Here is a 17,018-nt window from a genome sequence, read left to right as displayed (position 1 = left end):
GAGGGGTGCCCCCCGCCGGGTGGCGGGGGGCGGGGGTGTTACTTGGTGGTGCGGCCGGTCGCCTTGGGCGCGGCGGGGGTCTCCGCCTTGGCGGCCTTCAGCGCCTCCAACTCCGCCTTGAGACGGGCGTTCTCCTCCTCCACGGCCTTGGCCTTGGCGGTGGCGATCTCCGCTGCGATCTTCTCCGCAGCGGCGCGAATCTGGCCGGGCTTCATCTCCCCGGCGTAAGCGTGGCCCGCCTCGACCCCCAGCAGGGTGAGGCCGCGCTTGCTCCGGAGGATCCACCGGCCGCCCTTGGCGTCGGTGTAGACGTACTCCGCCGGGTCCGCGTCGGTCGCCGGGATCAGGGCGTCAACGGGCATCACGGACCCGTCAAGCGTGCCCTCCGCCGCGTAGGTGGCCAGGACGGACAGGTTCAGCGGGACGTACCGGCCGAACCGGGCAAGCTTGCCCTCCAGGGCGTCAGCGGCCATGGTGACCAGCTCCGCCGGGGCGAAGTTGGTGAGGGCAGCGGGGGTGGCGGCGGCCGGGGTGGTGCTGGTCATGATCAGTGCCTTTCGTTGGGTTGGGTGCCCCCGCCGGGGTGGCGGGGGCAGAGGGGTTAGAGGGACAGGGTTTCCGTGACGGTCTGGCCGTCACGGGCGGGGAAGGGGGCGGGTGCCCCCGTGCCCTTCCGGCGGGCCTTACGGGCCTTCAAGGTCCGGTCCAGCACGACGGCGAACAGACCGGCGGCGACGACGACCGCCGCGATGGCGGCTCCGAGGATCAGCCGGAGCGTGACCGGCAGCCCTTCGGAGTCGCCCGCCGGGGCGGTCTTGAGTGCGACCGCTGCCCTGGCTGGGAGTCCTGCCCCCGGCGTGTGCGTGGGGGTGGGGGTGCCCGTGGGGGGCGGGAAGGACACCGGCTGTTCAGAATGCGGGGATGCATTCGTTAGGCCGGGATCCGGTCGCGCGGTCCCGTTCGCCACCGGCTGGGCCGTGGGGGTCGGGACCGGCGCGGGGGCCGCCGCCGGGGTGGCCGTAGGCGTCGCCGTGACCGTGACCGTAGGCGTGACCACCGGCGCGGGTGGCGGGGTGGTTGCCTGCGGCGCGGCGGGGGGTGCCTGCGGTGCCTGCGCGGGCGGGGGGGCCTGCGCAGGCGGGGCGGGCATGGTCGTGGTCTCCGTGACCGTCACCTTTACGGCGGGCAGGGTTTCGGTGACCGTGACCGTGACCGTGACCACGGGGTCAGGGGACGGCTGTCCCGTGGCCGTGGCCGTGTTGTCCGGCGATGGGTCGGGCGCGGGGGTGATGTCTGCCCCCGCGCGGGGGCTGAGTGCGGCCGTGAGGGTGAGCGCTGCGAGCGACGCAAGCAACAAACCCACCCCCTGACCGATCCGTGAAACTGTCATGGGTCAACCATACATCGATCCGTCGTGTATGCAAGACGGAATTCGATCTCTGTTTGTCGGATCCTCGCATGTGAGCGGGCACGCGCGCACAGGCGGAAATGCGCGCGTACGCGCGACGGGCGGAGGTCGCGCACCCGAGTTTAGTTGCATGTGTAAACAATCAGAGGGGGCCGGCCACGGGGTTATATGCATGTGCAAGCAATTTTCACAGGGCACCCCCGTTGTGGGTTAGCACTGATAATCGTTTTCACTGTTGATTGAAGCTCTGTAGCGCTCTGTGAGGGTCGCAGGGGTGGTGGGGTCATCGATGTACGGGGACCCCCCTGTTCGCGTCTCAGCGTTGATCTCAGCGCGTTCTACACCTACGCGGGGGGTGCGTAATGCGCGCAGTGTGCGGGGGATGCGTAGGGGGTCAGTGACGAGAGGGCCGGTCAGTGCCCGCCGGTGAGGGCGGCGTAGGCGCGGGTGACGGCTTTGAATTCCTCGGCGGCGGCCGGGTCGGGGTTGAGGTCGGGGTGGAGCTCGCGGGCCAGGCGCCGGTAGGCGCTGCGGATCTGTTCGCGGGTCGCGGTGGCGGGGACGCCGAGGACGTCGTGCGGTGCGCGGGCGCGGGGCCGGCGTGGCGGTGGGGTGGTTCGGGTGCCGGTGCAGGTGGCGGCGTGGGCCATCATGCGGGCTTCGCCTGCGGCCAGGGGCCGGGCGGTGGTGATGGTGCGGGAGCGGAGGCGTCCATGGACGTCGCAGTGGACGGCTCGGGTGGCTTTGTGCGTGTGGGGGTGGCTGTCGGGGATGGGGTCGGCGTCGACGGCTTGTTTCTTGCCTGCTTCGGTGATGGTCCAGCGGATGGCCGCTCCGCAGCCGGGGCGCCCGCATCGGGTGAGGGTGGCCTTGCTGAAGTACACCGGTCCTCCTTGCCGGGGGTGGGGCTGGCGAACGCGGTTGTGCATTCGCCAGCCGGGAGGTTACGCGTCGGGTCGGGCTTTGCGGTCGCCTGCGCAGGAGGTGCAGGTGGTCGCGGCCTGGTAGGGGTGGCGGGGGCAGCGGTCGCCGCTTGCGGCTGCTGCGGGTGCGGGGGTGGGCAGGAATCGGGCGGGGTTGTCTTCGAGGACGCGCCGGATGTACCGGGCCCGGTACTTCACGTTGCGGCCCCGGGTGAGGATGTCGCGGACGACGCGGTCGGCGTGGTCGGCCGTGATCGGGGTGCGGGTGTGCGGCGTGAGCAGCCGCGTGACGAGACCGGCCAGGTCGTCGTCTCCTTGCTGGTCCCGGTCATCGTCCTGTCCTCGGCGCGGCCCGTACGGCGAGGTAGGTGAGTGAGATGAGGACTTGATTGGGGTTGGGTCGGGTCGGGACGGGACGGGGTTACGAACATCAGGCGAACGTTCCGCGAACGTTCCCGAAGTGTTCGGGCGAACATTAATTCCCGTCTCCCCCTCCGGGTCGGGCGTTCCCGCAGGTAGAAGCTCCCTGTTCCTGCGTCGGGCCCGCAGCTCACGCATCCGTTTCTGCGCAGCTTCCCGTTCCGCTAGCACGTCCTTAGCGAGCGGGTTGTATTCACCGAAGTCATGGAAAACGAACCCTTTATCGACGCGTAGCCACAACTTCCGCTCCACCAACTCGTCCGACAGACGCTTCCACTTCCGCTTCGCGAACTCCCGGACGATCTCCTCCGGCACGAACCCGTCCGTCAGGTAGAACGACGCCCACGACCCCGCCCGGGTCCACAACCCGAGCGCGTCCAGGCTCAGCATCACCACCTTCGGGTGGCCATGCAGCCCGTCATCAACCCTGAACCACACCACGCCGCTTCTCCTTCACGCATCACCACACCAGGGATGGCCACCGAGGGAAGCAGCACGCCGCCACCGTAGGCCGCCCTCCTCGGTCCCGTCACCTCGGCAGCCGCCGGACCCTACCGGTCCGTCCGGCCGCCGGCCGTACGAGGATCCGCACGTTCCCCCACGGATCACCGCCCGGCCGGTCGACGTCCGCCAGGACCTCCAGACGGCAGCGGTGTCCACCGCCCGGCGCGACCTCGCACACCGGGCAGCGCACCCAGCCGTCCGCGACCTCCCGCACGTGGAACATGCACAGCGGTGTCTGCTCCATATGTCCGTGGGTGCAGCTGAGCAGCGCCTCCAGCACCGCGTCCCGCTCGCACGGCTGCATCCCGCCGCCGGTCACGTCCGCAACCGCGCAGCCGAGAACACCGTCGACCAGCTCACCGTCACCGATCATGCTGCGTTTCCTTCGGGCGGAGAGGGAGTTGTCCGGCGGCGAGCGCCACGCTCGGACGGGGTTTCTCCGGCGAGGACTTCACCGGAGCGGTCTTCACCGTGAGCGGCGCACCTGTCGGCCCAGGCGCGGCACGCGGCGAGCACGGGGCAGTTCCTGCAGAGCGCTTTCGCGCGCCGCGGGTCGCTCATCTCGTGGGCGCGGCCGGCGCACGCGGCGTCGTCGCGCCAGGGCTGCCACAGTTCGCGCTTCCATTCCGGGAAGTACGTCAGCAGCGGGTTCATGCTGGCCTGCCTTCTGGAGACGGTGAGCGCGCAGGGCCGCGTAGACGGCCTGCAGGTGCGTGACGGCGGCCTGCCGGGTCAGGCCGCCGCTGGTGGCGGGACCGGGCCTTGTCGAGGTAGTCGCGGGTGACGCCGAGCCGTTCGGCGGCCTGCTCGACCGTCAGGCCCTGGGTAGTCATCAGCCAGTCGGAGTCCTCGGACAGGGCCTGGTCGCGGGAGACGCGCGCCCCGAGGTCCGGGCGGGCGTTCGGGTCGTCGATCGTGTCGTCGTCCCACGCCATGCCGGTGACGTAGCCGCAGCGGACGGCGAGGGCTTTCGTCCTGTTCACCGATCGCACGTCGGCTGCCGTGCGGGCCGGGGCTGGCACGTCCCACAGCTCGTCGTAGACGTCGCGGACCGCGCGGGCGATCCGCGCTATGACGGTGCGGCGCTGGATCATCCGGCTCAGCGCTTCTCTGCTGCTGCCGATCTGGGCTGCGATCCGTGGCATCGACCAGCCTTGCCGCATCAGGGCCTGGACCCGGCGGCGGGTGCCGGTCGCGTCGACTGGCACCCGCCCGGGGAGCCGGTCGAGGGTCGGCCAGAACCCGAGCAGCTTGTCCGCCGTCGACTTCAACACGGTCTGCGCGGGCGGTTTCCCCCGGTACGGCTTGCCGATCACGATGTTCTGCAGGGTCGCGAAGCCCACGCCGGTCATCGAGGAGATCGCTGGGAGACCGAGCTGCGCTTCCTGCTGGAGCCGTAGCAGGTGCGCGCGGACCGGTTCGGCGTTGACCTTCGGCTGCGGGCTCCACTGGGCGTAGGCGATGAGCTGGTTGCGGTAGCGGCCGTAGACGGTCTTGGCGGGAACGACGGTGCGTGGATCACGCAGGTCCGCGGCGGTCCCGCCGTAGGTGATGGTCACCCGGCGCCTTCGGTTCCCCTGAGCGGCGGCCGATTCTTTACCAGTGCGGTGCCGCATTCGGTACCGGGTCGAGGGAAGGGGTGTCATTGCTGGTGGCTCCTGGATGTCGGTGGGGGCGGGTCGAGGTCGAACAGGGACGCCTGGTCGTCCGCCGGGGCGGCCCCGGGGGCGGGCGCGGGGTCCAGCTCGAGACGGTGCCTGCACCAGCAGTCGCACATCCACCGGCAGGTCAGCCACACCTTCACGGTAGATCCGCGCAGGTTACCGGCGCGAGGACCGTACACCTCGGTCTCGTGGGTGAGCAGCGGCCCCGGTTCGCGGATGAACACGCAGTCGCCGTGGTGCCCGGTCCGGCACGCGTGGGTCCGGCCGAGCTGGCACCCGCATTTACGGCCGGGCAGGTTCAGGGTGACCCACGGCAGCGTCAGGACATGCTCGCGGATCCACGCTGCGGCTTCGCTGGTCATCGGCGGCGGCATGGTGGTCCTCCTCGGTTCGGTGACGAGACGGGGCAGAGGAAACGGGCCGGGCCGGGGGTTCGGCCCCGGCCCGGCTGGTCGACGTCGCTCACGCGGCGTCCGGCCGCGCCCGGGTGGTCCGCTCGCGTTCCCGGATCTGCTGCTCGTAGCTCCAGATCGTGCGCAGGCTCACGCCGAGCCGGGCCGCGGCCTCGCCCTGCGTCGCGCACTCGCCGCGGATCTTCAGGTACCGCTGCAGCCGCATCTCCCGGGCGCGGCGCAGGCCTTCGGCGCGGGCCTGCTTGCCCTTGGCCGGGTCGTGGGGCGGCGGCCCGCTTCTGGGTTTGCCTGCGCGTAGCCACCGGCTGTAGCAGGACTCCGTCAGCTCGAACGCCCCCGACGACGGGCCGGGGATGCCGCAGCACCAGCAGACGATGGTCTCGCCTCGGACGGTCACCGCTCCCCCTCCTTCTGGCCGGCGGGCTGGGCGGGCGTGCCCGGGTCCATGAGCGCGAAGTAACCGGGCGCGATGAACGCGGCCGTGCCGAACACCAGCAGCACGAGCCCGGTGACCGGGTAGCGGGCGTAGGCGAACCAGGAGACGGCGCACACGAACACGGTCATCACGACGAACGCCAGCAGCCGGATCACCGCTGCACCTCCGCGACCCGCCAGACGCGGATCACGCACCCGGGCTCAGGCAGCGCGTCCGGGTCGTCGTCCCCGGCGTACAGCTTGCGCGGGTTCCGGTAGGCGATCACGCGGGCGTCGTCGGCCCACACGACCTTCGTCAGGGCGTCCTCGGTCGACCGGATCAGCTTCGACAGGTCCGGGTACGTCGTGTGATGCGCCCGCTTCACGCTCACGCCCCGCGGCAGGGAGAAGCAGACCTCCACGATCAGCGGCTCGTCCAGGACCGCCCAGCCGGGCTTCGTCGCGACGACGGCCTTGGCCGCAGCCTCTACCGCGGCCCGCCACGGCTTGACCTTGTCCGAGGACTCCTGCAGGGCCACCCGGCCGGTGAAGACCCGCTCAGGCCCGCGGCCCTTGTAGATGGGGCGGCCCTTCTTGCTGCCCTGCGGGGCGGGCACCCCGAACGCTCGGATCGTGATGACGGGTTCAGGCATCGTTTCGCTTCCAGTGCGGGGGCTCGATCACGAGCCCGTCGAGACGGGGGTTGAACGCCGGGTCGGCCAGCTTGTCCAGCGGGACCCGGCGCCGGTTCTGCGCCAGGTACAGCCACGTGTCGGCGACGACCATGGCCACGAGCAGCACGACGAGCGCGCCGACCACGGCAGGACCACGAGCGGGACGACCAGCCACAGCGGGAGCATCACCGGCTGCCTCCGAGCAGATGGATCAGGCCGGCCACGGCCGCGACCACGAGGGCCACGGCCGCAGCAGCGACGTACGGCAAGAGCAGGACGAGCAGGACGGCTGTCACGCGCCCGGTCCTGCGGTGAGGTCATCGAGGCGGGTCTGCAGGGTGTGCTTCTCCTTGGTGACGGTCAGGAGATCCGCCTTGAGGCGGCTCACCTCGAGCGCGAGCGCGATGGCTCGTTCCTTGAGCTGGTCGGCTTCGTGCTCGGCGCGGTGGCGGGCGTACTGCTCGGCGGCGAGCCGGGCCCGGTCGACGTGCTGGCCCCGCACGTACAGCCACCAGCAGCCCGCGTTCATCAGGCCGATGGTCAGCACGGAGAGGATGACGAGGATGGTCATCATCGGTCGTTCTCCTTCGGGCAGATGTGCGCGTCCACGACCGCGTTGAGGCCAGCGAGTCCTTCACGCGCCTCCACGAGGCACAGGTAGGTGTGGCAGGTCGAGCAGCGCAGCCCCGGGTATCCGTCAGCGCCCTCGATGTAGGCGGTGTTCTCACGGGCCTGCCACCAGGCGCGCAGTTCCTCGGGCGGGATACCGGTCTGCAGCGCCTTCCTGGCGCGCTCGGCCAGGAACTCCGCCGCCTCGCGGGCGTTCTCGGCAGGGATGCCGGCCGGGCTGAGGAAGTACCTCAGCAGCGTGTTGATGGCGTTGGCTTCGCCGATGGTTGCCATGGGTGTCTCCGTTTCGGGTGGAGGGTTTCAGAACGCGGAACCGCGTTCGTTCTGGGTGGCCAGGAGCTGGTCCGCGATGTCGCCGGGCAGGCAGACCCGGTGGCCGAGCAGGACCGCGCGCAGCGCCGCGAGCGTCGGCAGCTCCTTCGCGGTGGTGCCTTCCTGCCACAGCACCTGGCCGTTGCGGTCGGCGCGGGCGGTGAAGGTCCCCAGCGGGGGAGACCAGTCGAGCAGGACGGTGCCGCCGCCCGGCAGGTCCACGGCCGTCATGACTGCGTCACCTGCTCAGGCCGCGCCGGGGCCGGGGTGGGGACGAGGGGCTTGGCCCAGAAGCTCGTGTCGACCTCCCCCTCCGGCGTGGGCGGCTGCTCGGCCGGCGGCTGACCGGTCAGGACGGGCGTCTGGGGGGCCTCCTCTGCGTAGCAGGGGCCGTCCGTGCGGTGCCGGTGGCCGGTCAGGTGCGGCATGCCGCAGGTGCAGCGGGCCGCGGCGTTCTCTCGGGCCCGGATCTCCTCGGCCAGGCGGCCGCCCTGCTGGCCGACCTGGACGCGGAACGCGTGGGCGACGTCGACCAGCCGGTCAGCGATGGCGGCGGCGGCCTGCAGACCGGTCATGTCCTTGGCGGGGACGACGATCCGCAGGTCCCCGATCTCCAGGACCGCCTCGTGGTCGTTGACGTAGTAGCGGATGTCCTCCGGCGTGAGCGGACTGCTGGCGACGTAGATGGGACGGATCACGGGGTCCTCCTTGCGAGGGTTGAAGGGGCGCCCGGCTCGCCAGGAGCGGCGGGCCGGGCAGGAGGGGATCACTCGGTGGCGGTGCCGCTGGTCTGGGCGGCGTCCCGGTTGGCCTTCTCCGCGGCGTCGACCGCGGCGTTCCACGCGGCGACCTTGCCCTGGGTGTCGGTCAGCAGGGCGGCCAGGTCCGCGAGCTCGTTCACGGTCAGGTCCGCCGGGGTGGTGACGACCCGCCCGAGGATCGCGGACACGTCCCGGAACTGGTCGTCGGCGTCGGTGATGCCGATCCCCGCGAACAGCCGCCCGATGGTGGTGATCAGCTCGGTGCGCCGCTGGGCGAGTCCGACCTTCCCCTCGGTGAGGATCGCGATGGCCCGCTCGACCTGCTCAGCGGTCAGGTCCTTGGTGCTGGCCACCTTCGCGCCGATGGTGCGCTCCAGCCAAGCGAACCGCTCGGTGTCGTTCTTGGCCTTGGAGCCCTTGCCGGTGTGGTGGGTGACGCCGCACTCGGTGAACAGGATGTTGAGCTGCCGAAGCTGGTCGTCCGTGGCGGGCCCGGCCGTCTGCGCCGGCGGCGCGGGATCCTGCACGGGTTCGGCGAGGGTCGGCCGCTGGTCCTTCGGGGCGACCTCGCCTTCCAGCGTCGGGACGGGCATCGCCTCCAGCGCGGCGATCACTTTTCCGGCTTCGTCGGCGGTCATCTGCCGGGACGGCACCCGGCGGCCGATGACGCTGTGGACGACGTCGAGCGCCGCGTCGGCGGTGGTGATGCCGCGCTCGCGCATGAGCGCGGCGATCCGGCTGGACTGGCCCGAGTTGATCCCACCGGGAGCGGGCGCTTCGGGCTGCGCGGTCTGCGCGGGCCGGGTCAGGGTGACGCTCTCACGGACGGTCTCGGCGGGCTGGACCGTCGCCGGGCCGCCGCTGCCGGTCTCGTCGTCCTCGGGGGCCGGGCGCTCGGTGACCTCCACCGGGTCGGCGTCCGGGTCGAGGTTGGTCCGCACGCCCTCGTCGACCATCATGCCGACGTTGAGTTCCAGCGCGACGGGCATCATCTTGACCAGCCGCGCCCGGATCATCGTCTTACGGGCCATCTCCTCGAAGTGGTCCTTCCAGGGGCCGACGATGCCGTTCTTGTTCTTGGCCATCGCGTACTTGTCGCGGTGCTCCTGCATCTCCTCCAGGCTCATCGGCTCAGCGATGATGAGGTTCGTGCCGTGCGGGCCCTGGATGTCGGCCGTGGCGTAGAAGCCGAGAGGGCGGCCGCGCGGGGTGCCCAGCGGCGGCAGCTGGTGCGTCACCGTCTTGGCGCCCAGGTCGATCTCGAACAGGTCGCCCTGGCGGACGATGTTGGAGCTGATGCCGACGACGCGCGGATGCCGGTACCCCAGCTCGGCGTAGCCGCGGTAGCCGATGATGAGGGTCGCGTCGGTGCGCTTCTCCCGCCAGTTCTTCATCGGCAGCAGCCAGGCGTGGCCGAGGCCGGCGACGCCGGGCCGCAGGCCGAGCTGCGCGCACGTCATGAGCGCGCCGAGCACGGTCGGCGTGTAGCAGGTCACCAGCGCCGGGGTGGCGTTGATGCAGTTCAGGGCGTCCTGCTTGAGCTGTTCGATCGTCACGCCCTTCGGCAGGGCCGCGGCAAACTCCGCGGTGCGGGCGTTGATCTGCTCGGCGAGCTGGGCGGTGTGCCGCTCCAGCGCGGTCGACGTGCTCATGCTGCGACTCCTTCGGGTTCCACGGCGGCGGCCGGGCGGGTCGGGGTGGGGATGGAGGTGAGGTACTGCTCGGCCATCAGGTACGGCGTGCCGCCCTTCTTGGCTTGGCGGCGGGCCAGCTTGTGGCCGTTCCACCAGGCCCGGTAGGCGTTGCCCATGGCGTCCAGGACGGCGGCGCGGGCGGCCTGCTCGCGCTGGGTGGCGCGCTCGACGTCCTTGGCGGCCTCGATGAACTCGATGGCCAGCTCGTCCGGCAGGACCAGGTGCTCGTCCTTGTCGATGTCCGGGTGGAGCTTGCGGACCGTCTCGTAGGTCGCCGGGTGGTGGTCGAGCTCCGGCATCTCGTTCCACAGCAGCGCCGTCATGAACGATTCGGCGCGGCTGCGGATCCACTCGGCGTCGTCGGCGTCGTAGCGGACGGTGTAGGAGCGGAAGTTCAGGCGCCCATCGAGGACCACGAGGTCCCATTCCGGCAGGCCGAACACGTCCATGTACCACAGCACCTGCGTGCGGTAGTAGAGCGGCACTTCGTCGGTGCCGGGGCGGCCCCAGTGGGAGCCGTCGGCGTCGGTTTTGAACTCCGCGCCCCGCACGAGCCGGTCCCCGTCGTAGACGAGCCCGTCGGGGTTGGCGAGCTGCCAGGAGCGGGCCGGGTCGGCGTGGACGTAGGTGCCGCCGTGGCGCACCTGCAGCTGCGGGTGCTGGTCGGCGTACCAGGCGCGGATACCGCCCTCCAGGTAGTGGCCGCGGGCCTGAGCGGCGGTCTGCTCGTCGCCGTCGACCAGGCCCGCCATGCGGCACCACACGGAGAACTGCGACTCCCACGGCGAGATGCCGAGGATCGCGGCGATGGTCGAGCCGCCGATGCGGTTATCGCGGGCGGCGTGCCACTCCGGAGAGCCGTCCGGCCACCGGCCGAGCAGGCGTGCGGTGCCGATGTCGAGGACGGTCATTCAGCGTCCTCCCATTTCAGCGGCAGGACGATGCGGTCGGTGGGCCAGTAGACGCGGCCGGAGGAGGTGCCGCTGTAGTTGATGTCCACGGCCACCGTGCCGTCGTCGCTGGCGTGGACCTTGCTGACCTTGACCGGCCAGCCGTCGTTGAACTCCGGCGCGACGACGAACAGCGGGCGCGGCAGGTCGGTGAGCGACCCGATCGAGACGGCCCGGCCCATCGGCCACGCGGGCCGCGGGGCGGGCGTCTCCTCCGGGTACGGCAGCAGCGCGAGCACCGAGCGCAGGGCGAGCGACAGCTCCCCGAGCCGGAACGCGGCCTCACCACCGAGGTAGTCGCTGATGGGACGGCCGTCGAACTCCTCCAGGGTGGCGTGCGCCACCGCGACGACGCGTTCGGCGGTCGCGTCGACAAGGCTCAGCGGGATCATCGGGTGCCTCCGGTCTCGGTGGTGGTGCGGCTGAGCACGGCGGCCGGCCAGTACGGGTGAGCGTGGTCGTCGCCTGCGGTGATGGCGGCCAGGTAGTGCTCGATCTCGGCGTCGGTGGGCGGCGTCATCGGGCCTCACCCGCCAGCGCGTCGCGTTCGATCAGGACGGTCTCGATCGCGGCCAGCACGTCACCGCTGAGGGTGACGGGGCCGGTCGCCGACAGGGCGGCGCCCTGGCGGTAGAGACCCAGCAGTTCGGCCGTGGGCCGGGTGCGGCACCCGGCGGCGATGGCGTCGGTCAGCGGCGTGCTCACTGGGTCCTCCGGTAGGTCAGGCCGTGCTCGGAGGCGAGGGCGAGACCGGCGCGGGACAGGTCCGCGCGGGGGTTGCGGTTGGTGGCCCAGACCTTCACGAGGGTGCCGAAGGCATCGCGCTCGCACAGGGCGTGCGTGGGCCGGGGGTGCAGGTACAGGTCGGAGTCGAGGCGGCGGTGCTCGGCGGTGATCTCCTCGACCACCAGGACGCGCGAGGCGGCTGAGGAGACCCAGCCGCCTCGCAGGGAGCGCGCGTTCCCGGCTGGAGAAGGTTCACCGTGGCCGGTGCTGCACTCCGAGACGCGGGGCGTGACGAGGCAGAGCAGGCTCAGCAGGTGAGGACTGCCTACCTCAACGAATGCGGGAGCGCATTCGATAGCGGCGGCGGCCCGGTCCGGGCGGGTCCAGAACGAACCCACCTGCCGCCAGGTGGCGTCGACGGCGTTGAGCCGGTAGCCGAAGTACCGGTTGCCGCCGCGGTCTCCGTGGGGGGTGCGGCGGACGATGACGTCGAGGTCGCCGTCCGGCCGGCGGCGGTGGCCGACGAGGGTCCAGGCGGCCGTGGGGGTGGTCAGGACCCCGGAGGGGGAGAGGCTGCACCGTGAGGCGGTGCGGCGGTGAGCGATCAACATGGATGTCTCCGTTTCGGGTGGAGGTGTTACGCCGCTGCAGGGGCGGCGGTGCCGCTCCTGGCGGGGGTGTAGGTGCGGGCCAGGTAGGTGGTGATGCTGGCCAGGGGGACGAGGATGCGGCGGCCGCTGCGGAAGGCGTCCAGCTCACCGCGGTTGACCATGTTGCGGACGGTGCCGCCGCTGACGCGCAGCAGTTCGGCTGCGCGTCCGACCTCCTGCAGGTGCAGGGCGGCGATCTCGGCGGCGGTGACGGGCTCGTTCGCGCGGATCCGCGCGACGATCGCCGCGGCGTCCGCCGCTCCGGCGGGCGGTGAGGCACCGCACATAGGGATATCACCGAGGGTTACCGGTGTGGTGAGGGTGGCGTTGCTGTGGGGGTCCGGGTCGGTAGTGCCGGTCGTCGTGCTGGCCACCGTCTCACCTCCTCTCATCTCGGTTTATAGGGTGGATCTTCATGATCCCAAGATACCCTCTGTTGCGCAGGAGTCAACTTGCTACGCGTAATGTGCGTAATCTCAGTAACTACTTTGGTTACACTTAGTAATCAAAGTGACGTAGGACAGACACTCATATGCCTGTACCGAAGTGGCACTCGCTGATACCGTTGCGCGTAATCAGCGAAACAACGCTAGCTGCGCGAAGTAAGCGGACCCTGTGAAGGAGGCGGCCGTGCCAGCGGCAAGACGCACGACCGACGATCTGCCACCCGAAGCCGTCCTGGTCAACAACGTCCGAACGCGAGCGGGCAGCATCGCCAAGGAACTGACGATCCGGGAAGCCACCCGGCGGATCGCGGCCATGGCGCCCGAGGGGGCGTTCTCCGAAGGCACCTGGCGCAACATCGAGAATGGCCGCACCCGGGCCTCCGACAAGCAGCTCGTCTTGATCGGCCTGGTGCTCGGCATCGAGCCCGATCAGCTTGCTGACGCCGGCCGTGATGAGGCGGCCCGGCTGCTGCGTGAGGAGATCGAACGACGCGCCACGCGCGATCCCGTGCTGGCCGGGGTCAGTGAGCTGACCTCCGAACGCGTCGTCATGGCCCTGCTGCGCAAGTTGGACGACATCCGCAGTTCGCCGGAGTTTTCCGAACCGGACAAGCGGGAGATGGAGAAGACACTCCTCGCTGACGTGATGGCAAGGCTACAAAAGGAAGAGCCACTCAAGCCGCCTTCAGCTTGATCATGTGTCTATTTTGTGAACGAATTGGCGTAAATAGTTGTAATCATAACGATCTGGACTCATGGGGCTCTAGGGCATGACGTGAGAATTCCACGAGTGTCAGAGTGTGATCTTCAAGGACTGGTGAAGCGGTTCGACACCGCTCCAGTACGGGAAGGCGCACCAACTACATGAGACGAACCACGCTGACGGGGATGCTGGCCGTGCTCGCCGGTATCGGCGCAGGCGGCATCCTCATCGTCGGCATCGCAACACCCCACGCGGACGGGCCCGCCGCAACGCGGCTGTTCACCGCGCTGACCATCACCAGCGCGGCCTCAGCCATGTACCGCGGTCTCGCCCGGCGGGGGACCATCCCCTTGTCGGCCGCCGCCGCGTACAAGCTCGGCCTCGACCACGCCCGCGACGAGTAACACCCCCACGCGGGAGCCGCCGGGGCACCTTCCCCCTCTGCTATCCGGCGGCACCCCACGCGGGATGGTCGAACTTCCTGCTGCTCCGCACCCCCCGCAGGAAGTCCCCCCACTCCCCCCGGGTGAAGCTCAGCACCGGCCCCCGGCCCCGGTCCTTGGTGTCGCGCACCAGCACGCGCTCGTCGTCGTCGGCCAGCCGCACCTCCACGCATCCGCCGCTCTCGGACGCGGTGACCCACTGCCTGGTCAGCATGGAACCTCCTGCTTGATGCCCGTCAGGAACGCTCGTGTCTCCTCGGGAGGCAACGCCGCCGCGGCGATGTAGGCCCAGCGCTTCTCGTACTCCTCGACGCGCGGGCCGTGGTCGATCATCCCTTCGGCGCCGACCTCCCGGAACAGCACCGTGGGATTATCCGTCATCGACAGCAGGAGAAACGCCCCCGCCATGCCCGCGTGCGCGCCCACCGAACATGGCATGACCTGCACCGTTACGTTGGCCAGCTCGCTCATCCGCACAATCTGATCGATCTGGGTGGCCATCACCTCCGGCCCGCCGACCGGCCGGCGCAGCGCCTCCTCCCCGATGATCGCGTGCATCTTCAGCGGGTCTTCGCACGTCAACACCCATTTACGCGCCATACGGGCCCGGACCCGAAGCGCGATGACGGACGCGTCTTCCCACGGCTGATCAGCGGAGATCGCTGCCTTAGCGTACTCAGGCGTCTGCAGCAGGCCCGGGACGAGGTTCGGCTGCCACGAGCGCTTGCGGCGGGCCTCGGTCTCAAGCGAGACGTACGGCGTGAACAGTCCCTTCTCGTGGGATTTCCACCACGGTGCCAGCCGGGCCTGCTCGGCGAGCTGCAGGCACATGATCCGCATCGCATCGTCCGCCTCGTACAGGTCCAGGAGCCGCTCGACATCCTCGGTGCTCACCTGGTTGGCACCGTTCTCCATGCGGCTGGCCTTCGCGACGGAGATGCCCGTCGCCTGCGCGACATCGACCAGTTTCAGCGCCTTCTCCTCCCGGAGGCGGCGCAGGCGGTCGCCGAGCTTCTCTAGCCGGAGGTTAGGGCTAATGCGAGGCATACGCCCTATTGTTCCGGTTCTTGGTTCATCCAGTGTGGAATTCTCAGATTCTTGATGGGAGTGTGACAACCAAGCGCCCGCCTGGGGCGTCTAACGTCATTCCATCCCTGCCCGCGGAACCACCATCAGACATAAGACGGCCCCGGCAGCGCGACGCCGCCGAGGCCGTCTTATGGATGTATGACAGTTTCACCCGCTCCTGATCCTACGACGGCCTACCCCCCGCTGCGACGATCCGCTCAATCGCGTACACCGTCAGGCCCGCGAGCTGAGCCCGCTTCCGCAACGGCACCCGCGGGTAGCTGGAGACCCCTTCGCCGTCCGCCGGCCGGGTGGCCTCCAGGATCGCGTCGTACAGCTCCTTCTCCGCGGCGGTGAACTTCTCCAGGTGTCGCTCCCAACTGCGGGGGTGGGCGCGGCGGATCGCGATCTCGTTCAGCCGCAGCACGTCCGCCAGCGGGGTGCGCGGCAGCATCTCTTTGCCAGTCTCAGGGTCGGTGAGCGGCACCAGCAGAGCCGCGTGGAAGGCTTCCGCCGCTGCGGTCAGCCGCTTCTCAGCGGCTGCTGCCTGCTCATATGGGGGCGGAGGCTTCAGGATCGTCATACCCATCATGATACATTTCCGTCGTGTTTACGCGCCGGTGAGTTCAGCCACGTGGCGCTCGTACTCGGCTTCGGTCCAGCAGTTTCCGCACCCGCCGATGCGCCGGTCACACTCGATGTACGGCTCGCCCGCGATCCGCATCAACGCCCGCAGGTCGCAGGAGGGACACGGCGCGACGAGCGCCTGCACGTGGACCTGCCACGGCGCGAGCGTGTGCGCGACCTTCCGCAGGTGCGCGACCTCGCCGACCAGCTCACCGATCCACGGCCTGCTCGCGGCCCAGTCCAGGTGCCGCAGCAGGACGCCGGCCAGCTCGCCGGTGTCGGCCCGCTGCGGGTAGGCCAGGCCGCGGTGCTCGCAGATGAGCCACACCCAGGACTTCAGGGTGGTGGGGATGGACGGCGGGCCGGTCTGGTCGCCGTAGGGGTCGATGACGCGCTCGGCGGCCGGGAAGATCGCCGACAGCACGTCCAGGCGGACCGGGACCGGGGCCTCCCGGGACCCGGAGACCTTCTCACCGCCGCTGCCGCCAGGGGTGGTGTGCTGGGCCAGCCAACGCACGATCGCAGGCATCGCCGCAAGATCCCGGCGGCAGCGCGTCAGGCAGCCCCCGCAGATGAACTGACCGGAGACGGCCTGGCGGGGGCCGTTTCCCGCTCCGCAGCGCGGCGCGACGCACAGGGCCGTCTCGGTCATCGTCTCCTCCTGGAGGGTAGGGCCACGAAGTAAGGAATGCGATTCTGCATTCCTTATATGCGCTCCACATTTTCTCTGATCATGGTCTCAGCTGCGCAAGCGCCTACGCTCCCGCTGGCCTCCTCGATCAGCGACAGCAGGCGCCGCGGGGGTCGCGGAACTTGCGGGGCAGAACCTCGCGGATGCCGTACCCGCCGGGCATGGGCCGCTGGTACCAGCGGGTGTGGACGTGCTTGTAGCGCGTCCAGTCGCGGCGGATCTTCGGGGACCGGCGGGGCACACCGTGCCGGGGCAGCGGCTCGTAGCCGCTGGGGGTGCCCCAGAACGTGTCGACTCCCGCCCAGCGGAAGGTGTACGGAACGATCTTGTACGGCTTGTCCATGATCGCGTGCAGGATCGGGCCGCCCCGGTAGGTGCTGACCGACCAGATCCCGTCGTACGGGTCCGGCTCGGCCTGGCCCTGGCTGAAGTCGAGATACACCGTGGCGGTCACGGTGTCGTCGGCCTCCAGGCGCATCCATACGGCCGTCGTGCCGCCGTCCAGGACGCACCGCCAGCCCTTCCCTTTCGGCGCCCACCGGCGCGGCCGGCGGGCCATCAGCCGATCACCGTGACGTGCTTGATCTCGACCTGCTCGGCACGGCCGATGGTCCGGTAGTCCGGAAAGTCGACCGGGTCGGTGCATTCCACGATGGACAGGCCGGTGTACGTGTTGTCGTCCGTCCACATCATGTGCGAGCGGACGACGCCCCTCCAGATCGAGCCGCCGATGAACGCAGGGTCGGCGATCTCCACGAGCGCGCCCACGGGTGCGCTGCGACCGTGGCGCTTCGGCGCGAAGCCGGGGGTGGAATCGTAGTGCCTCACGGTGTCGCGCTCGGTAACCCGCCGGATGTACGGGCTGTTCCAGTCGATGGGGCGGTCGCGGGCCATCAG

General features: G+C 70.1%; 31 protein-coding genes. 2 read left to right on the top strand and 29 right to left on the bottom strand.

The window, feature by feature from the left end; translation table 11 throughout:
• Positions 1-38: 38 nt before the first annotated feature.
• From ABD823_RS19645 to ABD823_RS19535, 23 genes are all read right to left on the bottom strand, one after another.
• Positions 39-545, bottom strand: a complete 507-nt coding sequence (locus tag ABD823_RS19645) for a hypothetical protein (protein ID WP_344861641.1) — start codon at positions 543-545, stop codon at positions 39-41.
• 56 nt (positions 546-601) lie between these two features.
• Positions 602-901, bottom strand: coding sequence for a hypothetical protein (locus ABD823_RS19640; protein WP_344861639.1), 300 nt, complete (start codon positions 899-901; stop codon positions 602-604).
• Positions 902-1,821: 920 nt separating this feature from the next.
• Positions 1,822-2,292 (bottom strand): J domain-containing protein, encoded by a 471-nt coding sequence (locus tag ABD823_RS19635; protein WP_344861637.1) that lies wholly within the window; start codon positions 2,290-2,292, stop codon positions 1,822-1,824.
• Between the two features lie 60 nt (positions 2,293-2,352).
• Positions 2,353-3,192, bottom strand: coding sequence for a hypothetical protein (locus tag ABD823_RS19630; RefSeq protein ID WP_344861635.1), 840 nt, complete (start codon positions 3,190-3,192; stop codon positions 2,353-2,355).
• A gap of 88 nt (positions 3,193-3,280) precedes the next feature.
• On the bottom strand, positions 3,281-3,628 hold the full coding sequence (locus tag ABD823_RS19625) for a hypothetical protein (RefSeq protein ID WP_344861633.1): 348 nt from the start codon (positions 3,626-3,628) through the stop codon (positions 3,281-3,283).
• A complete protein-coding gene (locus ABD823_RS19620; RefSeq protein WP_344861631.1) occupies positions 3,625-3,909 on the bottom strand; it encodes a WhiB family transcriptional regulator in 285 nt (94 codons plus the stop codon). The genes ABD823_RS19625 and ABD823_RS19620 overlap by 4 nt, the downstream gene beginning before the upstream one ends.
• On the bottom strand, positions 3,906-4,814 hold the full coding sequence (locus tag ABD823_RS19615) for a hypothetical protein (RefSeq protein ID WP_344861629.1): 909 nt from the start codon (positions 4,812-4,814) through the stop codon (positions 3,906-3,908). Before ABD823_RS19615 ends, ABD823_RS19620 begins: the two co-directional genes overlap by 4 nt.
• A gap of 83 nt (positions 4,815-4,897) precedes the next feature.
• Positions 4,898-5,329, bottom strand: a complete 432-nt coding sequence (locus tag ABD823_RS19610) for a DUF6248 family natural product biosynthesis protein (protein WP_344861742.1) — start codon at positions 5,327-5,329, stop codon at positions 4,898-4,900.
• 52 nt (positions 5,330-5,381) lie between these two features.
• A complete protein-coding gene (locus ABD823_RS19605; protein WP_344861627.1) occupies positions 5,382-5,729 on the bottom strand; it encodes a helix-turn-helix domain-containing protein in 348 nt (115 codons plus the stop codon).
• Entirely contained in the window at positions 5,726-5,923 is a 198-nt protein-coding gene (locus ABD823_RS19600; protein WP_344861625.1) for a hypothetical protein, read from the bottom strand. Before ABD823_RS19600 ends, ABD823_RS19605 begins: the two co-directional genes overlap by 4 nt.
• Positions 5,920-6,399: a RusA family crossover junction endodeoxyribonuclease gene (locus tag ABD823_RS19595; RefSeq protein ID WP_344861623.1), complete on the bottom strand. Its 480-nt coding sequence runs from the start codon at positions 6,397-6,399 to the stop codon at positions 5,920-5,922. The genes ABD823_RS19600 and ABD823_RS19595 overlap by 4 nt, the downstream gene beginning before the upstream one ends.
• Positions 6,392-6,595 (bottom strand): hypothetical protein, encoded by a 204-nt coding sequence (locus ABD823_RS19590; RefSeq protein WP_344861621.1) that lies wholly within the window; start codon positions 6,593-6,595, stop codon positions 6,392-6,394. Before ABD823_RS19590 ends, ABD823_RS19595 begins: the two co-directional genes overlap by 8 nt.
• A gap of 117 nt (positions 6,596-6,712) precedes the next feature.
• Complete coding sequence (locus ABD823_RS19585) at positions 6,713-6,994, bottom strand: hypothetical protein (RefSeq protein WP_344861619.1); 282 nt, start codon at positions 6,992-6,994, stop codon at positions 6,713-6,715.
• Positions 6,991-7,323 (bottom strand): hypothetical protein, encoded by a 333-nt coding sequence (locus tag ABD823_RS19580; protein WP_344861618.1) that lies wholly within the window; start codon positions 7,321-7,323, stop codon positions 6,991-6,993. The genes ABD823_RS19585 and ABD823_RS19580 overlap by 4 nt, the downstream gene beginning before the upstream one ends.
• A gap of 27 nt (positions 7,324-7,350) precedes the next feature.
• Complete coding sequence (locus ABD823_RS19575) at positions 7,351-7,593, bottom strand: hypothetical protein (protein WP_344861616.1); 243 nt, start codon at positions 7,591-7,593, stop codon at positions 7,351-7,353.
• Positions 7,590-8,060 (bottom strand): hypothetical protein, encoded by a 471-nt coding sequence (locus ABD823_RS19570; RefSeq protein WP_344861614.1) that lies wholly within the window; start codon positions 8,058-8,060, stop codon positions 7,590-7,592. Before ABD823_RS19570 ends, ABD823_RS19575 begins: the two co-directional genes overlap by 4 nt.
• A 68-nt stretch (positions 8,061-8,128) precedes the next feature.
• The gene (locus ABD823_RS19565; RefSeq protein WP_344861612.1) at positions 8,129-9,775 is read right to left on the bottom strand and encodes a recombinase RecT; all 1,647 of its coding nucleotides are present in this window, start codon (positions 9,773-9,775) and stop codon (positions 8,129-8,131) included.
• The gene (locus ABD823_RS19560; protein WP_344861610.1) at positions 9,772-10,728 is read right to left on the bottom strand and encodes a lambda-exonuclease family protein; all 957 of its coding nucleotides are present in this window, start codon (positions 10,726-10,728) and stop codon (positions 9,772-9,774) included. The genes ABD823_RS19565 and ABD823_RS19560 overlap by 4 nt, the downstream gene beginning before the upstream one ends.
• A complete protein-coding gene (locus ABD823_RS19555) occupies positions 10,725-11,159 on the bottom strand; it encodes a hypothetical protein (RefSeq protein ID WP_344861608.1) in 435 nt (144 codons plus the stop codon). Before ABD823_RS19555 ends, ABD823_RS19560 begins: the two co-directional genes overlap by 4 nt.
• Complete coding sequence (locus ABD823_RS19550; protein ID WP_344861607.1) at positions 11,156-11,287, bottom strand: hypothetical protein; 132 nt, start codon at positions 11,285-11,287, stop codon at positions 11,156-11,158. The genes ABD823_RS19555 and ABD823_RS19550 overlap by 4 nt, the downstream gene beginning before the upstream one ends.
• A complete protein-coding gene (locus tag ABD823_RS19545; RefSeq protein ID WP_344861605.1) occupies positions 11,284-11,472 on the bottom strand; it encodes a hypothetical protein in 189 nt (62 codons plus the stop codon). The genes ABD823_RS19550 and ABD823_RS19545 overlap by 4 nt, the downstream gene beginning before the upstream one ends.
• On the bottom strand, positions 11,469-12,104 hold the full coding sequence (locus ABD823_RS19540; RefSeq protein ID WP_344861603.1) for a hypothetical protein: 636 nt from the start codon (positions 12,102-12,104) through the stop codon (positions 11,469-11,471). Before ABD823_RS19540 ends, ABD823_RS19545 begins: the two co-directional genes overlap by 4 nt.
• A 26-nt stretch (positions 12,105-12,130) precedes the next feature.
• Positions 12,131-12,517 carry a helix-turn-helix domain-containing protein gene (locus tag ABD823_RS19535; RefSeq protein ID WP_344861601.1) on the bottom strand — a complete coding sequence of 129 codons (387 nt, stop codon included), beginning with the start codon at positions 12,515-12,517 and terminating at the stop codon, positions 12,131-12,133.
• A 256-nt stretch (positions 12,518-12,773) separates the two neighbouring features.
• Here ABD823_RS19535 and ABD823_RS19530 point away from each other — a divergent pair, with 256 nt between their 5' ends.
• Positions 12,774-13,283 (top strand): hypothetical protein, encoded by a 510-nt coding sequence (locus ABD823_RS19530; RefSeq protein WP_344861599.1) that lies wholly within the window; start codon positions 12,774-12,776, stop codon positions 13,281-13,283.
• Between the two features lie 170 nt (positions 13,284-13,453).
• Positions 13,454-13,696 (top strand): hypothetical protein, encoded by a 243-nt coding sequence (locus tag ABD823_RS19525; RefSeq protein ID WP_344861597.1) that lies wholly within the window; start codon positions 13,454-13,456, stop codon positions 13,694-13,696.
• A 40-nt stretch (positions 13,697-13,736) separates the two neighbouring features.
• Here the strand turns inward: ABD823_RS19525 and ABD823_RS19520 are convergent, their stop codons facing one another.
• The 6 genes from ABD823_RS19520 to ABD823_RS19495 all read right to left on the bottom strand — a co-directional run bounded on the left by ABD823_RS19520 (position 13,737) and on the right by ABD823_RS19495 (position 17,015).
• On the bottom strand, positions 13,737-13,949 hold the full coding sequence (locus ABD823_RS19520) for a DUF397 domain-containing protein (RefSeq protein ID WP_344861595.1): 213 nt from the start codon (positions 13,947-13,949) through the stop codon (positions 13,737-13,739).
• On the bottom strand, positions 13,943-14,782 hold the full coding sequence (locus ABD823_RS19515; protein WP_344861593.1) for a helix-turn-helix domain-containing protein: 840 nt from the start codon (positions 14,780-14,782) through the stop codon (positions 13,943-13,945). The genes ABD823_RS19520 and ABD823_RS19515 overlap by 7 nt, the downstream gene beginning before the upstream one ends.
• Positions 14,783-14,987: 205 nt before the next feature.
• Positions 14,988-15,386: a hypothetical protein gene (locus tag ABD823_RS19510; RefSeq protein ID WP_344861591.1), complete on the bottom strand. Its 399-nt coding sequence runs from the start codon at positions 15,384-15,386 to the stop codon at positions 14,988-14,990.
• 27 nt (positions 15,387-15,413) lie between these two features.
• Positions 15,414-16,082 (bottom strand): hypothetical protein, encoded by a 669-nt coding sequence (locus ABD823_RS19505; protein WP_344861589.1) that lies wholly within the window; start codon positions 16,080-16,082, stop codon positions 15,414-15,416.
• 127 nt (positions 16,083-16,209) lie between these two features.
• Positions 16,210-16,680: a hypothetical protein gene (locus ABD823_RS19500; protein ID WP_344861587.1), complete on the bottom strand. Its 471-nt coding sequence runs from the start codon at positions 16,678-16,680 to the stop codon at positions 16,210-16,212.
• Positions 16,680-17,015: a hypothetical protein gene (locus ABD823_RS19495; RefSeq protein ID WP_344861585.1), complete on the bottom strand. Its 336-nt coding sequence runs from the start codon at positions 17,013-17,015 to the stop codon at positions 16,680-16,682. The genes ABD823_RS19500 and ABD823_RS19495 overlap by 1 nt, the downstream gene beginning before the upstream one ends.
• Positions 17,016-17,018: the final 3 nt, after the last annotated feature.

This window comes from Planomonospora alba (genome assembly GCF_039534085.1).
Lineage (GTDB): Bacteria > Actinomycetota > Actinomycetes > Streptosporangiales > Streptosporangiaceae > Planomonospora_B > Planomonospora_B alba.
This window is presented reverse-complemented; position numbering and strand designations above follow the sequence as displayed.

Bases quoted from the DNA above. Each gene is read 5' to 3' on its own strand.
- ABD823_RS19500 (WP_344861587.1), bottom strand. From the start codon at position 16,680: ATGGCCCGCCGGCCGCGCCGGTGGGCGCCGAAAGGGAAGGGCTGGCGG.
- ABD823_RS19555 (WP_344861608.1), bottom strand. From the start codon at position 11,159: ATGATCCCGCTGAGCCTTGTCGACGCGACCGCCGAACGCGTCGTCGCG.
- ABD823_RS19525 (WP_344861597.1), top strand. From the start codon at position 13,454: ATGAGACGAACCACGCTGACGGGGATGCTGGCCGTGCTCGCCGGTATC.
- ABD823_RS19540 (WP_344861603.1), bottom strand. From the start codon at position 12,104: ATGTTGATCGCTCACCGCCGCACCGCCTCACGGTGCAGCCTCTCCCCC.
- ABD823_RS19625 (WP_344861633.1), bottom strand. From the start codon at position 3,628: ATGATCGGTGACGGTGAGCTGGTCGACGGTGTTCTCGGCTGCGCGGTT.
- ABD823_RS19585 (WP_344861619.1), bottom strand. From the start codon at position 6,994: ATGATGACCATCCTCGTCATCCTCTCCGTGCTGACCATCGGCCTGATG.
- ABD823_RS19565 (WP_344861612.1), bottom strand. From the start codon at position 9,775: ATGAGCACGTCGACCGCGCTGGAGCGGCACACCGCCCAGCTCGCCGAG.
- ABD823_RS19515 (WP_344861593.1), bottom strand. From the start codon at position 14,782: ATGCCTCGCATTAGCCCTAACCTCCGGCTAGAGAAGCTCGGCGACCGC.
- ABD823_RS19495 (WP_344861585.1), bottom strand. From the start codon at position 17,015: ATGGCCCGCGACCGCCCCATCGACTGGAACAGCCCGTACATCCGGCGG.
- ABD823_RS19510 (WP_344861591.1), bottom strand. From the start codon at position 15,386: ATGACGATCCTGAAGCCTCCGCCCCCATATGAGCAGGCAGCAGCCGCT.
- ABD823_RS19560 (WP_344861610.1), bottom strand. From the start codon at position 10,728: ATGACCGTCCTCGACATCGGCACCGCACGCCTGCTCGGCCGGTGGCCG.
- ABD823_RS19550 (WP_344861607.1), bottom strand. From the start codon at position 11,287: ATGACGCCGCCCACCGACGCCGAGATCGAGCACTACCTGGCCGCCATC.
- ABD823_RS19505 (WP_344861589.1), bottom strand. From the start codon at position 16,082: ATGACCGAGACGGCCCTGTGCGTCGCGCCGCGCTGCGGAGCGGGAAAC.
- ABD823_RS19580 (WP_344861618.1), bottom strand. From the start codon at position 7,323: ATGGCAACCATCGGCGAAGCCAACGCCATCAACACGCTGCTGAGGTAC.
- ABD823_RS19645 (WP_344861641.1), bottom strand. From the start codon at position 545: ATGACCAGCACCACCCCGGCCGCCGCCACCCCCGCTGCCCTCACCAAC.
- ABD823_RS19520 (WP_344861595.1), bottom strand. From the start codon at position 13,949: ATGCTGACCAGGCAGTGGGTCACCGCGTCCGAGAGCGGCGGATGCGTG.
- ABD823_RS19575 (WP_344861616.1), bottom strand. From the start codon at position 7,593: ATGACGGCCGTGGACCTGCCGGGCGGCGGCACCGTCCTGCTCGACTGG.
- ABD823_RS19620 (WP_344861631.1), bottom strand. From the start codon at position 3,909: ATGAACCCGCTGCTGACGTACTTCCCGGAATGGAAGCGCGAACTGTGG.
- ABD823_RS19595 (WP_344861623.1), bottom strand. From the start codon at position 6,399: ATGCCTGAACCCGTCATCACGATCCGAGCGTTCGGGGTGCCCGCCCCG.